The sequence below is a fragment of the Streptomyces sp. Xyl84 genome (genome assembly GCF_059731885.1).
This window is the reverse complement of record NZ_AP029183.1, coordinates 1,239,218-1,253,539: the sequence shown is the minus strand read 5'-3', so window position 1 is coordinate 1,253,539 and position 14,322 is coordinate 1,239,218. Positions and strand designations below refer to the sequence as shown.

Genomic DNA, 14,322 nt, shown 5'->3' with positions numbered 1-14,322 from the left:
GCGCGGGGGTCCGGGAAGCGCGGTCAGCCCTTGACGGCGCCGGTGAGGACGCCCTTGGTGAAGAACCGCTGGAGGAAGGGGTAGACGAGCAGGATCGGCACGACGGCGATGACCAGCACGGCCATCTGGACGGCCTGCTGCGGGGCGACCACCTCGCCGGCCGCCGCGGTGTCGAGGCTCTGGCCCTGGAGGATGAAGGTGCGCAGCACCATGGGCAGCGGCCACTTGTCGTTGTCACCGAGGTAGAGCAGGGCGTTGAAGTACGCGTTCCAGTACGCGACGGCGTAGAACAGTCCGACGACGGCGATGACCGCCTTGGACAGCGGCAGGACGACCCGGATCAGGGTCCGGAAGTCGCCCGCGCCGTCCACCTTCGCCGCGTCGTACAGTTCCTTGGGCAGGTTCATGAAGAAGGCCCGCATCACGACGAGGTTGAAGGCGCTGACCATGGTGGGCAGGACCAGCGCGGCGAAGGTGTTGTAGAGGCCCAGCTCCTTCACCAGCAGGAAGTTGGGGATGACGCCCGCGTTGAAGAGCATCGTGAACAGGGCGGTCATGAGGATGAACCGGCCGCCGACGATGCCGCGCCGCGACAGCCCGTAGGCCATGCCGATGGTGGCGAGCAGGCTGCACGCGGTGCCGGTCACGGTGACGCCGGTGCTCACGAGCAGGGCGCGGGTCACGCGCCCGCCGGTGAACGCGGTGCGGTAGGCGTCGAGGCTGGGGTGGCCGGGCCACAGGACGAGCCCGTCGGACTTGATGATGTCGCTCTGCGAGGCGAAACTCGTGCCGACCACACCGAGCAGCGGGTAGGCCACCAGGCCCACGACGATCACCAGCGCGAGGCCCTTGAGGACGAGACCGAGCCTGGTGGGTTTCTCCATCCACGGGGGCCGGGCGCCGGAGGGGCGCGGTTCTCCCGCCGCGGGTGCGGGCCGGCCGGCGCGCACGCGGCGCGTCCTCACCGTGGTCGTCTCAACGGTCAGCACCGCGGTACACCCCTTCATGACCGAGCCGGTGGGCGAACTTGTTGGCGCCGATGACGAGCATCGTGCCGATCACGGCCTTCACCAGACCGACGGCGGCGGCCGTGCCCCACTGGTTGTCCCGGATGCCGTGGAAGTAGACGTAGGTGTCGAGGACCTCACCGGCGTCGGGGCCGACGGCGTCGCGCTGGAGCAGGATCTGCTCGAAGCCGACGGTGAGGATGTTGCCGAGGTTCAGGATGAGCAGCAGCACCAGCACCGGGGACAGGCCGGGCAGGGTGACGTGCCAGAAACGGCGCCACCGGGCCGCGCCGTCCATGGCCGCCGCCTCGTACAGGCCGCGGTCGATGGAGAGCAGCGCGGCGAGGATGATGATGGTGCCCCAGCCCGCGTCCTTCCACATGACCTGGAGCGCGAGCAGCCAGGGGAAGGCGTGCGGGTCGGTCGTCATGTCGTAGCGCGGCAGTCCGAGGGAGCCGAGCAGGTCGGGCACGACGCCCGCGCCGCCCAGGATCTGCTGGAAGATCGAGACGATGATGACCCAGCCGATGAAGTGCGGCAGGTAGACGACGCTCTGCACGAAGCGGCGCAGTCCGTCGGCGGCGATGCTGTTGAGCAGGAGGGCGAGCGCGATCGGCACGGGGAAGAACAGGACGAGCTGGACGAGCGCGATCTCCAGCGTGTTGCCGGTCGCCGACCAGAAGTCGGGGTCGGCGAAGGCCGTCGTGAAGTTGGTGAAGCCGTTCCAGGCGCTGTGCAGGTAGCCCAGGTAGGGCTGGTAGTCCTGGAAGGCCACCAGGTAGCCGAGCAGCGGTACGTAGTGGAAGACCACGAAGTACAGGAAGCCGGGCAGGCACAGCAGCAGCATCACCTTGTCACGCTTGAGGCGCTGCCAGAGGGTCTTGCGGGGAACGCGGTCGACGGCGGTCGGTGGGACGGAGACAGTCATGGCGCGGTCCTGTTCGGCCGGTTGGCGCAGGAACTGGTTTCTGCGGCGGCAAGTTAGTAAGCGGTTAACCCCATCGTCAATAGGTCCGCCGACCTGACGGCCCGTGAAACAGCGCCGAACGCGACGGCACCGCCACTGCGAACAGGCCATTTCTGTACGGCATTTCAGACTGAACCAGGTCAACTCATCGGCCGCATCCGTTCCCCGACCTTGACGGTCGAGCGACGGGCTCCCTAGCGTGCGGTACCGCCATAGAACACGTTTACTGTCCGGAGGCAGGGTGCGTACCACTGACGAGGCGCCGGTCGAGGCCGCGGCCGCCGACGCCACACCGCCCCCGCGGCGGCCCCGCACGGTTCTCGCGATGGACTCCGCGGTCGTGGACGACGTCTTCCCGCCCGCCGTACGGGCGCGGCTGGAGGAGACCGCGGACATCCGGCCCCCGCGTGCCGTCGGGGAGTTCACCAGCCCGGAGGCGCGGGCGGCCCTCGCCGAGTGCGAGGTGCTGCTCACCGGCTGGGGCTGCCCGCCGGTCGACCGGGCCGCGCTCGACCGGGCGCCCCGGCTGCGCGCGGTGATCCACGCGGCCGGCACCGTGAAGACGTTCCTGAGCCGGGAGACCTACGAGCGCGGGATCGTGGTCTCCTCGGCGGCGGCGGCCAACGCCGTGCCGGTCGCCGAGTTCACGCTCGCCGCGATCATCCTGGGGGCCAAGCGGGCCTTCCCGCTCGCCCATCTCTTCCGCGGCCGGCGCACCCACCGCACCGACGCCGACCTGGACCGCCAGCACTGGCTCGGCACCCGTGGCATCACCGTCGGCGTGGTCGGCGCCTCGCGCATCGGCCGTCGTGTCGCGCAACTGCTGCGCACCCTGGACGCCGAGGTCCTTCTCTACGACCCCTACGTCGGCGACACCGAGGCCCGGTCGCTCGGTGCCACCCGCACCGACCTGGACACCCTGGTGGCGACCAGCGACGTGGTGACCCTGCACGCGCCGGACACCGCGCGGACCCGGCATCTGCTCGACGCCCGCCGGCTCGGTCTGATGCGTCCGGGCACACTCCTCGTGAACACCGCGCGCGGCCCGCTCGTGGACACGCAGGCCCTGACGGAACACCTGGTCAGCGGCCGGATCGACGCCGTGCTCGATGTCACCGACCCCGAACCGCTGCCCGCCGGGCACCCGCTGTGGGACCTGCCCAACGTCTTCATCACCCCGCACCTGGCGGGCGCCCAGGGAAACGAGGTGGGCCGGCTCGGGGCGCTCGCCGTCGACGAACTGTCCCGGTACGCGCGCGGGCTGCCGCTGGCCCACGCGGTGCTCCTGGCGGACCTGGAACGGATCGCGTGAGCGGGCCCGCACCGCACGTCCCGGGGCCCTCCGTCCGGAACCGGCCGGATCAGGGAGCGGGGGCCGGTGACGAGAGCGCCTCCCACGCCGTCCGGGCGGTGGGGGAACGCCGCAGAGCGGAGGAGGGCGGCACGGCGGAACCATGGCGGCCGGCGGCAGCGCCGCCGCGAGGTGCGCCGCCGGGCCCCGCGAGACACACACGAGAGGCCCTGGGCCCTGGCGTCGCATTCCCGCCCGCCCTCCGGGCGACGACGGGAATGCGACGCCAGGGCCTAGTCTCTGGGGCGGGCGGACCACAGACAGACCAGCACGACCATCAGGGGGTGGGCCGGATGTCCCGGCAGAGTTCCACGGCACCCGGACCGGACGGCGCGCAGCCGGGCGAAGGACAGGGCGAGCGCGGCGGGCAGCGCCGGGCGACGGTCGTCGACGTCGCGCGGCGCGCCGGGGTGTCCACGGCGACCGTCTCCCGCGTGATGAACCGCAACTATCCGGTGGCCGCCGCCACGCGCGAGCGCGTCGAGGCGGCCATGCGGGAGCTGGGGTACGTGGTCAACGCCCATGCCCGGGCGCTGGCCGGCGCCTCCGCCCGCACCGTCGGCATCATCGTCGGCGAGCTGATCGACCCGTTCTACGCGTACATCGCGCGCGGTGTGGAACGCGAGGCCACCGACGGCGACCGGCTCTGCCTGGTGTGCTGCACCCAGGGCGACCCGCAGCGCGAACTCGCCTTCATCGAGCTGATGCACGAGCGGCGCGCGGACGCCGTGGTGCTGGTCGGCGGCAGCGTCGAGGACCGCGCCTACAAGGCGGAGCTGGCGCGCCGGGCCCGGGAGCTGGACGCGGGCGGTGCGAAACTGGTGCTGTGCGGACGGCCCTCGCTCGGCGAGGGCGTGCCGACGGTCGGCGTCGAGTACGACAACGAGGGCGGTGCCTTCGCGATCACCGACCACCTGATCACCCAGGGCCACGAGCGGATCCTCTACCTGGGCGGGCCGCCCGGCCTCTCCACGGCGCGGGACCGGCTCGCCGGACACCGGCGCGCGCTCGAACTGCGCGGCATCGCGCGGGACCCGGAGCTGGAGCAGCCCGGCGCCTTCAGCCGGGCGTTCGGGTACCGGCGCATGTCCGAACTGCTGCGCGGCGGTCCGGATTTCACCGCCGTGTTCGCCGCGAACGACATCGTGGCGGCCGGTGCGGCGCAGGCCCTGGAGGAGGCCGGCGTACGCATCCCGCAGGACATGTCGCTGGTCGGCTACGACGACATCCCGGTGGCCCAGGAGCTGCGGCCCCGGCTGACGACCGTCCGGATCCCGCTGGAGGAGATGGGCCGGCAGGCGGTGCGCGTCGCGCTCTACGGCGGGGACGAGGACGACTGGCGCGCCCCGACGACCGGCACGCTGCGCCTGGGCACGCACATCGTCGTCCGGGAGTCGGTGGCGCCGCCGCGGAGTGCGGCGCCGGGCGGCGGAGCCTCGGGGAGCGTGGCCTCGGCAAGCAGCACCTCGGGGAACGGAACCTCCGGGCACGGGACATCGGGGAACGGAACGTCGGGGAACGGAACGTCCGGGAACGGAGCCTCGGGGAGCGGCGGACGGCGCAGGAACTGAGACCGGAACCGGGGCCCGAGCCGGCACCGGAGCTGACGACGGAGCCCTGGCGTGCTCGATTCTGCTCGCGGGGGCGCCGGTTCGGATAGTAACGAACAGAAACTCGGCCCACCCCCTTGCGGGTGGATAGCAACCGCTTACATGCTGGCGCGCAGTCCCACCCGCTCGTCCCGCCCATCGCCCTGACGTCGTCCGTCCCGGGAGTCTCTGGATGCGCCCTGCCCACACGCCGCTCCCCGCCCCTCTCCCCGGACCGGACTCCGATCCGGCCGCGCCCACCGGCCCTGCCACGCTCACCCGCCCTGGTCCGCTCACCGACTGACAGCGCGACCTCCACGCCGCATCGGCCGGCCGGAGCGCACGGACCGGCCGGACCCCACGAGCCGGCCGGGACACGCGGGGCCGCCGGGCCCCACGAGCCGGCCGGCACGCACAGACCGGCCGGCGCGCCCAGGACGCCCTGACACCCCTCCCCGCACCGTACGGACCGCCCCAAGGAGACGACGCCTCATGCGCACCCCCGCATCCCCGTCCCGCCGTTCCGTCCTCGCCGCGGCCACGGGCGCCGCGCTCACCGTCGGCGGCCTCGGCTCCGGCACCGCCCGGGCCGCCGGGACCGCTCCCGCGCCCGGCACCGCTCGCTCGGCCGCCGACGACCTCACGGTGCCGCTCGTCGCCCGGCCCTCCGCGGAGGCGGAGCGGCTGCGCCTCGGACAGGCCCTGCGCGCCTCCGAGTTCCAGGCGACCGGCCGCTACGTCCCGCCGGGCACCCCCCTCCGCCTCACCGTGCTGCCCTACGACGGCCTGGTGCCGACCCTGTGGATCGGGCAGTGGGACTACTACGGCACCGTCACCGAACCGCGTCCCTATCCGCTGAAGCCCGGCGCCAACACCGTGACCGACCCGCACGGCGGACCCGTCTACCTCACCCTGGAGGGCAGCGGCCAGCGCGCCGCCGTCCGGTTCGGGAGCGGTTCCGTGCCCATGCCGGTCTTCACGCTCGGACGCACCACCGAGGCCGTCTACCAGAGCCGGCTGGACACGTACACCGGTGTCCCGGTCGTCGAACTGCACGGGCCGCGTTCCATCGTGACGCTCACCCGGGACGGCGCGCTGCTGTACCGGGACGAGGACCACGCGGCGCTGCTGCGCCTGCTGGAGCAGATCATCGACGCCGAGTCCGCCGTCAGCGGCCTGGACGGCTCCGCGCCGGTGCACCGGCCCAAGGCCGGCGGGTACCACTTCACCGAGGTGTCGGTGGTGCCGTCCGGCGTCGGGGCGTACGCGACCCACGGCTACAACGGCTTCCCGCGCGCCTACCTCGACCGGGCCACCACGGTGACGGGACTGCGCACCCGCGGCTGGGGCCTGTACCACGAACTCGGGCACCTGCACCAGCAGTTCGCGTACAAGCCGTCGGGGCTGACCGAGGTGACGGTGAACATCTACTCGCTGGCCGTGCAGCGCGCCCTCGGCCAGACGTCCAATCTGCTCACCGTCGACCCGAAGACGGGCCTGAACCACTTCCAGTCCGCCCGGGCCAAGTTCGGCACGCCGGGGCTGACGTACGAGAAGTCCTTCGGCGCGTACGAGAAGCTGGTGCCGCTGCGGCAACTGGAACTCGCCTTCGGGGACGACTTCTGGCCCCGGCTGCACAAGCTGGTGCGGGAGGAGAACCCGCAGTCGGAATCCAGCGAGACGGCCGAGCGCTACCGGGCGCTCGCCACGTACGCCAGTCGCGTCGCGGGGCGTGACCTCACCGATTTCTTCGTCACCACCTGGGCGTTCCCCGTCGACGCCGAGGGGCGGGCCGAACTGGCCGCACTGCACCTGCCGAAGCCGTCGACCGACCCGGCCACGCTGACCGACTGATCCCGAAGGACGGACCCCGCCATGGACCTGAGCAGACGCCACACCCTCGCGCTCGCCGGAGCGGGCGCGGTCACCTCCCTCGTCGCCCGCGCGGGCGGTGCGAGCGCCGCCGGCGGCGGTGCCGGGCAGGAGGGCGGCGATCCGTACGAGCCGCTGCTGGCCCGCGCCGCGCAGCAGTTGACCGGCGGTGCCTTCGACCCGCGGGACCCTGACTTCGCCGCCGCGCTCGCCGCCCTGGACGCCGAGGCCTCGGCATGGTGGCAGCGGATCGACACCTCCGCGGGCCGGCAGGCGCTGTGGGCCGACCTGTCCCCGGCCGCCGACCCCGGCATGTTCGGCCAGAGCTACCCGCGGCTGCGCACGCTCGCCATCGCCTGGGCCACCCCCGGCACCTCGCTCACCGGACGGCCGGCCGTGCGCGACGGGATCCTCGACTCGCTCCGCTTCCTGCACACCGCCGGTTACAACGCCTCCCGCCGCGAGACCGGCAACTGGTGGTTCTGGGAGATCGGCGCGCCGCGCGCCCTGATGGACGTGTGCGTGCTGCTGCGCGCGGACCTCCCCCGGGAGGACCTCGACGCCTACGTGCGGACGGTGGCCGCGTTCGTCCCCGACCCGGACCACCGCACCAACTCCCCCGCTCTCGCCGAGACGGGCGCCAACCGCGCCGACAAGGCCGTCATCGTCGCGCTGCGCGGGCTGCTCGCGGGCGATCCCGCGGCGCTGGTGCTGGCCCGGGACGGCCTGTCCGACGTCCGCGGCGGCGGACGCAACAGCCTGTTCCAGTACGTCACCTCGGGCGACGGCTTCTACCGGGACGGCTCGTTCGTGCAGCACTCGAACGTCGCGTACACGGGCACGTACGGCAGTGTCCTGCTGGGCGGCGCCGGGCAGCTGATGGCGCTGCTCGCCGGTTCCGGCTGGGCGGTCACCGACCCCTCGGTCGAAGTGCTGTACGAGGCGGTCGAGCGGAGCTTCGCCCCCTTCCTCTTCGACGGGCTGATCATGGACGCGGTGCGCGGCCGCGCCGTCTCGCGGGAGGCCGCCCGCGACCACGACGACGGGGCGAGTGCGGTCGCGCACATCCTGCAACTCGCCGAGGCCGCACCGCGGGCGTACGCGGACCGCTGGCGCTCGGCGGCCAAGGGCTGGATCCTGCGCAACACGAGCACGCCGTACAAGGATCTCGTCCGGATCCCCGACCTGGCCCGCGCGAAGGCCCTCCTCGCCGATGCCTCCGTGCGTCCCGCGGACCGCCTCACCGGGCACTTCGTCCTCGCCGACATGGACCGCGTGGTGCACCGGCGCCCGTCGTGGGCGTGCGCGCTGTCCCTGTCGTCGAAGCGCATCGCCGCCTACGAGGCGGGCAACGGCGAGAACCTGCACGGCTGGTACACCGGCGACGGCATGACCTACCTGTACGACGGCGACGACACCGATGTTTTCGGTGACGCCTTCTGGCCGACCGTCGACCCGTACCGGCTGCCGGGCACGACGGTGGACACCCGCCGCCGGGCCGATCTCGCCACCGGCTCCGGCACCGGCACGTTCCGCCCGAAGAACGCGGTGGCGGGCGGGGCGGTGCTCGACGCCCGGCACGGCGCCGCCGCGATGGAGCTGATCGCGGACGGGTCGACGCTGCGGGCCAAGAAGGCCTGGTTCTTCCTGGACAACGCGGTCGTCGCGCTCGGTGCCGGGATCACGGCGGGCGACGGCAGGACGATCGAGACGGTCGTGGAGAACCGGAACCTGCACACCGGCGGGGCGCCCCGGCTGGTCGTCGACGGGCACCGGCAGCCCGCCGAGCAGGGGTGGTCGGCCTCGCTCGAGGACGCGCGCTGGGCCCACCTGGAGGGCACCGGCGGGTACGTCTTCCCCTCCGGCGGTCCGCTGCGCGCGCTGCGCGAGGAGCGCACCGGCACGTGGCGCGCCCTCAACACCGGTGCGGACACCGGCGGCAGCACCACCCCGGTCACCCGCCGTTACGCCACTCTCTGGTTCGACCACGGCCCCTCCCCCACGTCCGCGTCCTACTCCTACGTCCTGCTGCCGGGCGCGACCGCCGCCGCGACCCTGGCCTGGTCGCGTTCCCGCCCGGCGCGCATCCTGGCCAACGACGCCACCGTGCAGGCCGTCGCCGCACCCCGTCACGGCCTGCTCGCGGCGCACTTCTGGGCGGCGGGTTCGGTGGACGGACTCGCATCGGACGGCCCCGGCACCGTCCTGGTGTGCCACCGCGACCAGGGCGTGTCGGTGGCGGTGGCGGATCCGGGCCGTACGGCGACGACCCTGACCGTCCGGCTGCCCTTCCCCGTGCGCCAGGTCGTCGGCGCCGACGACACCGTGTCCGTCACACCGGGCCGCCGCCCGGTGCTCACCGTCCGCGTGGGCGGTTCACGGGGCCATACGCACACGGCCCTGCTGCGTTAGGGCGTGTTTCGCCGGACCTGCCGCGCCCGTGCGGCCCGCGCTCACCACGTGCGCCGCGCCCGCACCGTCCCTATCGTCCGTACCGTCCGCCGTCCGACGAAGGAGCCAGCGAACCGCCATGGCCGCCCCGTACTTCCCCCTGCCGCCCACCGACCGCGTCCGCTCCCCCCTGACCGGCTGGACCCGGGCGCACTGGGAGGCCCTGGCCGACCAGCAGCTGGCGGCCCTGCTGCCCTACGCCACCCCGGGCCTGGCGCAATACCGGCTGCCGGGGCGGGCCAGCTGGTCGGGGGTCGTCTCGGACGGCCTCGAAGGGTTCGCTCGGTCATTTCTGCTGGCCTCCTTCCGGATCGCGGGCGCGGGCGGCGGCGGGACGGACCCCGCGGCGCCCACGGGTTCCAAGGACTCCGCGGATTCCACGGAGTTCAAGGACCCCACCGGGTCCAGGGCCGTCTCCCACCTCATCGAAAGGTACACGCAGGGTCTGACAGCGGGCACGGACCGTGACAGCGGTGAGGCCTGGCCCGCGCTCACCGACTGCTCCCAGCAGATGGTGGAGGCCGCCTCGATCGCCCTCGGCCTGCACGAGACCCGCCCGTGGATCTGGGACCGGCTCGACACCCGGGTCCAGGAACGGGTCGTCGACTGGTTCTCCGGGTTCGTCGGCGCGAAGACCTGGGACAACAACTGGCGTCTGTTCCAGGTGGTGGCGGAGCAGTTCCTCGCCTCGGTGGGCGCACCGTTCAGCCAGGGCGACATCGACGCCGGCCTCGACCGGATCGAGGACTGGTACGTCGGCGACGGCTGGTACACGGACGGGGACGGCCGCAACTTCGACTACTACATCGGCTGGGCCATGCACCTGTACCCGCTGCTGTGGACGCGCATGGCGGGGCCGGACGGGGACGGCGGGCGGGGCGCCGTCTACCGGGAGCGGCTGGCCCGGTTCCTCACCACGTACCCGCAGTTCTTCGGCGCGGACGGCGCGCCGGTCCACCAGGGCCGGTCGCTGACGTACCGCATCGCGGCGACGGCGCCGGTGTGGCTGGGCGCGCTCACCGACTGCACCCCGCTCGCCCCGGGCCTGACCCGGCGCCTCGCCTCCGGCGCCGCCCGGCACTTCGCCGAGCGGGGGGTGCCGGACGAGCGGGGGCTGCTGCCGCTGGGCTGGTACGGCACGTTCCTGCCCGCGACCCAGCCGTACTCGGGGCCGGCGTCGCCGTACTGGGCGAGCAAGGGGTTCCTCGGGCTGCTGCTGCCCGCCGACCACCCGGTGTGGACGGACCGCGAACTCCCGCTGCCCGTCGAGCAGTCCACGCAGTACACGGCGCTGCCCGCGCCCGGCTGGCTGCTGCACGGCACCCCGCACGACGGTGTCGTGCGCCTGGTCAACCACGGCAGCGACCACAATCCGCCGGACGGCCCGGGCAGCGACGACCCGCACTACGCCAAGTTCGCCTACTCCACGGCCACCGCCCCGGAGTCCGCGCCGCACGCCTGGCAGCGCGCCGTCGACAACCACATCGCCCTGCTCACCGCCGACGGCACCCCGTCGCGGCGCCGCCGCATCCACCCCCTCACCTGCGAAGGACGCCGCGCGTCGTCCCGTCACGAGGTACGGCTCGCGGGGATGGAGGAGGAGTTCCCCATCGAGTCGACGAGCGTGCTGCACGGGCCGTGGGAACTGCGCGTGCACCGGGTGCGGGCCCCCGAGGGCGTGACGGTGCGCGAGGGCGGCTACGCCGTCGCCGACGCGTCGCGCCCGCGGGCGGAGCGGGGACCCGGCTGGGCGCTGACCCGCACGGAGTCGGGGCTGACCAGCGCCGTGGTCGCGCTGTACGGGTGGGACGAGGAGACGGGCGTCGCGCGGGAGGTCGAGGCGAACGCGTACGGTCCGCACTCGGCGACGCCGTACCTGAACGCCGTACGCCATCCCGGCGGGGAGAGCGTGCACGTCGGCCTGGTGGTGCTCACCCGGGACCTCGTCCACCCGTGGGCCCTGCGGGAGTCGGTCACGTGCGCGCGCGAGGACGACGGGCGGGTGCGGGTCACGTTCCCGGACGGGGAGAGCGTGACCGTCTGACTCACACGTCGGCGGCGGGAGCCTCGCCGGGGGCCGGAACCTGGTCCGGGGCCGCGGCCTCGCCGGTGCCCGGGCCCCTGCCGGTCTCCGCGCTCGCCTCCCCGCCTCCGTCCGCGCCTGCCCGCGCCTTTCCGCCTCCGTCCGCACGCGCCTCCCCGTCCGCACCCGCGCCCGCCGACGTGCCGGGCAGGTAGCTCGCCAGGCCGCGCAGGATGATCTCCAGGCCGATGTCGAACCTCTCGTCGGAGGAGCCCGTCACCATCAGAGCGGCCAGGGCGCGCAGGTGGGGGAAGTCGCCCTCGGGCAGGGACGCGAAGTAGGTCCGCATCTCCTCGGCCAGCTCGCTCAGGTCGGGGCCGGCCGGGTCCGGACCGCCGTCCCCGGGACGGGCGGTCCGCACCCGCCACAGGTCCTCGCCCAGGACGAACCCGTCGATGTAGGTGGAGATGAGGTCACCGGCCTCCGCCGCGATGCGGTCGGGCAGCCCGGCCGTGCGCAGCAGGCCGAGGAACGCCTCCACGTACGGCAGCAGTTCGGCGGTGAAGGGGACGTGGGCCATGGAGATCCTGGCCATGTCCCGGTGGGCCAGCAGCCGCCGCCGTCCGGCGTGAGCGTAGTCCCGCAGTTGCTCCTGCCACCGCTCGGGGTCGGGCTCGGGCATCTCGGCGCCCTGGAAGACCCGGTTGTACATCAGCTGCAGCAGGTCGTCCTTGTTGCTGACGTGGGCGTACAGGGCGGAGACCGTGACCCCCAGCTGGGCCGCGACCTGGCGCATCGACAGTCCGTCGAGCCCCTGGCGGTCCAGCACGGTGAAGGCGGCGTCCACGATGCGTTCCCGTGACAGGGGGGTGCGCGCGGGCGTTACACGGGCGCGCGCCGGGCGCCCGCGCTCCCACGGGGGCGGCGGAGGGAGTGCGGGGGTACCGGCGGCCTCGTCGTTCATGAGGCCAGTCTAGGCGCCTGGAGAACAGTGTTCTCCCCGGATGAGCGGCGTTCTCGCTCCGCCGGTCCGAGGATCCGCGGGCACCCCGACACGATGGACGCGATATATCTTGACCACGAGTCGCGGCTTGCGCTATATCTTAATGAACGTTGTTCTCTCAGAGAGCAGTGTTCTGTTACGGTGAACACTGTTCTCCACGGGCACCGGCTGTTCTCTGCCGGTCACCTCACCCGCATCCGCCCTCTCGCGCCCGCCGGTCTCGGCGGCGCGACCCGTCCGCGAGGAGTACTACCGATGTCCACCACGGGCGTGGCGTCCCCCGAGACGCACACCGAGTCACCGGCGCCGCCCTACCGCTGGCGCTGGGCCGCGCTCTTCGTGATCCTCGCGGCCGAGGTGATGGATCTCCTCGACGCCGTCGTCACGAACATCGCCGGCCCCTCCATCCGGGCCGACGTCGGCGGCGGCGCCTCCACCCTGCAGTGGCTCGCCGCCGCGTACACCCTGGCGATGGCCGTCGGACTCGTCACCGGGGGACGGCTCGGAGACATCCACGGGCGCCGCCGGATGTTCCTGGTGGGCGCCGCCGGCTTCACCGCGGGATCGCTGCTGTGCGCCGTCTCCATGTCGCCGCAGATGCTGATCGCCGCACGTGTCGTGCAGGGAGTGTTCGGCGCGGTGATGCTGCCGCAGGGCCTCGGCATGATCAAGGAGATGTTCCCGCCGAAGGAGTCCCAGAAGGCCTTCGGCATGTTCGGCCCGGTCATGGGGCTGTCGGCGGTCTGCGGGCCGGTGCTGGCGGGCTGGCTCGTGGACGCCGACTACTTCGGCACCGGCTGGCGGATGATCTTCCTGATCAACCTGCCGCTGGGCGCCGCCGCCCTCCTCGGCGCCCTGCGCTACCTGCCGAGGACCACCTCGGACGACAAACCGCGCCTGGACATCCCCGGCATGGTGCTGGTCTCCCTGGCGGCGCTGCTCGTCATCTTCCCGCTGGTCCAGGGCCGTGAGTACGACTGGCCCGTGTGGACGTTCCTGATGATGGGCGCCTCGGTGGTCGTCTTCGTCGTCTTCGGGGTGTACGAGTCCCGGCGCAGCAGGGCCGGACGGGACCCGCTGGTCATCCCCAGCCTCTTCCGCAAGCGCGGGTTCAGCGGCGGCATGGCCCTCGGACTGGTCTTCTTCTCGACCATGCAGGGCTTCATGCTGGTCTTCAACCTCTACACCCAGATCGGACTCGGCTACTCGCCCCTCAAGGCGGGGCTCGTGATGGTGCCCTGGTCGGGCGGCATGATCGTCGGCTTCGGCATCGCCCAGGGCGTGGCCCGGTTCGGACGGGCCGTGCTCCAGGCGGGCACGCTGGTCATGGCGGCCGGTGTGTTCGGCGTGTGGCTGACCCTCGACCTGGCGGGCAGCGGCGTCGGCCCGTGGCAGCTCCTGCCCGCCCTGCTCGTCACCGGCATCGGGATGGGCCTGCTGATGGCGCCCTTCTTCGACATCGTGCTCGCCGGCGTCGACCAGCACGAGACGGGCTCGGCGTCCGGCACGATGACCGCGGTCCAGCAGCTCGGCGGCGCCTTCGGCGTGGCGCTGCTCGGCACCGTCTTCTTCGGCCTGCTGGGCGGCGGGATGGCCACCGCCGTCGACCACCGTTCCGACGGCCTGCGCGGGCAGTTGACCGCCGCGCACGTCGCGCCCGCAGCCCGGGAGCGGATCGTGGCGGACCTGCGCACCTGCTCCTCGGACCGGGCCGTGGCCAAGGACCCGGAGGCGACCCCCGCCTCCTGCGCCCGCCTGGAGAAGGACACCCGGTCGGCCGTGACGTCGCCCCAGGACGCCGCCCGGATACCGGCGGCGCTCCAGGACACGGCGTCGTCGGCCTTCCGCAGCGGTTTCGGCGCCGTCATGCAGACGGTGCTGTGGATCGTCGACGGCATGCTCGTCCTGACCTTCCTGCTCGCGTTCCTGCTGCCGCGTCACGCCCGTCCCGAGGGGGCGGGCGGCCACTGAGCCCGGGCCCGGCCGGGTCCGCGCGGCGGCTGCCCGCCGGGTGGACCCGGGTGGGCGAGGGCCGGTCCCCGGTGCCGGGTGGGCGAGG

The 14,322-nt window shown here is 73.2% G+C and carries 9 protein-coding genes; 6 read left to right on the top strand and 3 right to left on the bottom strand.

Annotated elements, in window-relative coordinates; genetic code table 11:
- Positions 1-23 precede the first annotated feature (23 nt).
- Positions 24-884 carry a carbohydrate ABC transporter permease gene (locus AC6I72_RS36855; RefSeq protein WP_498006463.1) on the bottom strand — a complete coding sequence of 287 codons (861 nt, stop codon included), beginning with the start codon at positions 882-884 and terminating at the stop codon, positions 24-26.
- A gap of 91 nt (positions 885-975) precedes the next feature.
- Entirely contained in the window at positions 976-1,935 is a 960-nt protein-coding gene (locus AC6I72_RS36850; RefSeq protein ID WP_498006066.1) for an ABC transporter permease, read from the bottom strand.
- Positions 1,936-2,215: 280 nt separating this feature from the next.
- Here AC6I72_RS36850 and AC6I72_RS36845 point away from each other — a divergent pair, with 280 nt between their 5' ends.
- The 5 genes from AC6I72_RS36845 to AC6I72_RS36825 all read left to right on the top strand — a co-directional run bounded on the left by AC6I72_RS36845 (position 2,216) and on the right by AC6I72_RS36825 (position 11,281).
- Positions 2,216-3,286 (top strand): hydroxyacid dehydrogenase, encoded by a 1,071-nt coding sequence (locus AC6I72_RS36845; RefSeq protein WP_498006065.1) that lies wholly within the window; start codon positions 2,216-2,218, stop codon positions 3,284-3,286.
- A 323-nt stretch (positions 3,287-3,609) separates the two neighbouring features.
- Positions 3,610-4,896, top strand: coding sequence for a LacI family DNA-binding transcriptional regulator (locus tag AC6I72_RS36840; protein ID WP_498006063.1), 1,287 nt, complete (start codon positions 3,610-3,612; stop codon positions 4,894-4,896).
- 510 nt (positions 4,897-5,406) lie between these two features.
- Positions 5,407-6,768: a M60 family metallopeptidase gene (locus AC6I72_RS36835; RefSeq protein ID WP_498006061.1), complete on the top strand. Its 1,362-nt coding sequence runs from the start codon at positions 5,407-5,409 to the stop codon at positions 6,766-6,768.
- 21 nt (positions 6,769-6,789) lie between these two features.
- Positions 6,790-9,198, top strand: a complete 2,409-nt coding sequence (locus AC6I72_RS36830) for a polysaccharide lyase 8 family protein (RefSeq protein ID WP_498006059.1) — start codon at positions 6,790-6,792, stop codon at positions 9,196-9,198.
- A 118-nt stretch (positions 9,199-9,316) separates the two neighbouring features.
- A complete protein-coding gene (locus AC6I72_RS36825) occupies positions 9,317-11,281 on the top strand; it encodes a DUF2264 domain-containing protein (protein ID WP_498006058.1) in 1,965 nt (654 codons plus the stop codon).
- 1 nt (position 11,282) lies between these two features.
- On the opposite strand, the gene AC6I72_RS36820 is transcribed toward AC6I72_RS36825, so the two are convergent.
- A complete protein-coding gene (locus AC6I72_RS36820; protein WP_498006056.1) occupies positions 11,283-12,224 on the bottom strand; it encodes a TetR/AcrR family transcriptional regulator in 942 nt (313 codons plus the stop codon).
- A gap of 294 nt (positions 12,225-12,518) precedes the next feature.
- Here AC6I72_RS36820 and AC6I72_RS36815 point away from each other — a divergent pair, with 294 nt between their 5' ends.
- Positions 12,519-14,234, top strand: a complete 1,716-nt coding sequence (locus tag AC6I72_RS36815; RefSeq protein WP_498006055.1) for an MFS transporter — start codon at positions 12,519-12,521, stop codon at positions 14,232-14,234.
- Positions 14,235-14,322: the final 88 nt, after the last annotated feature.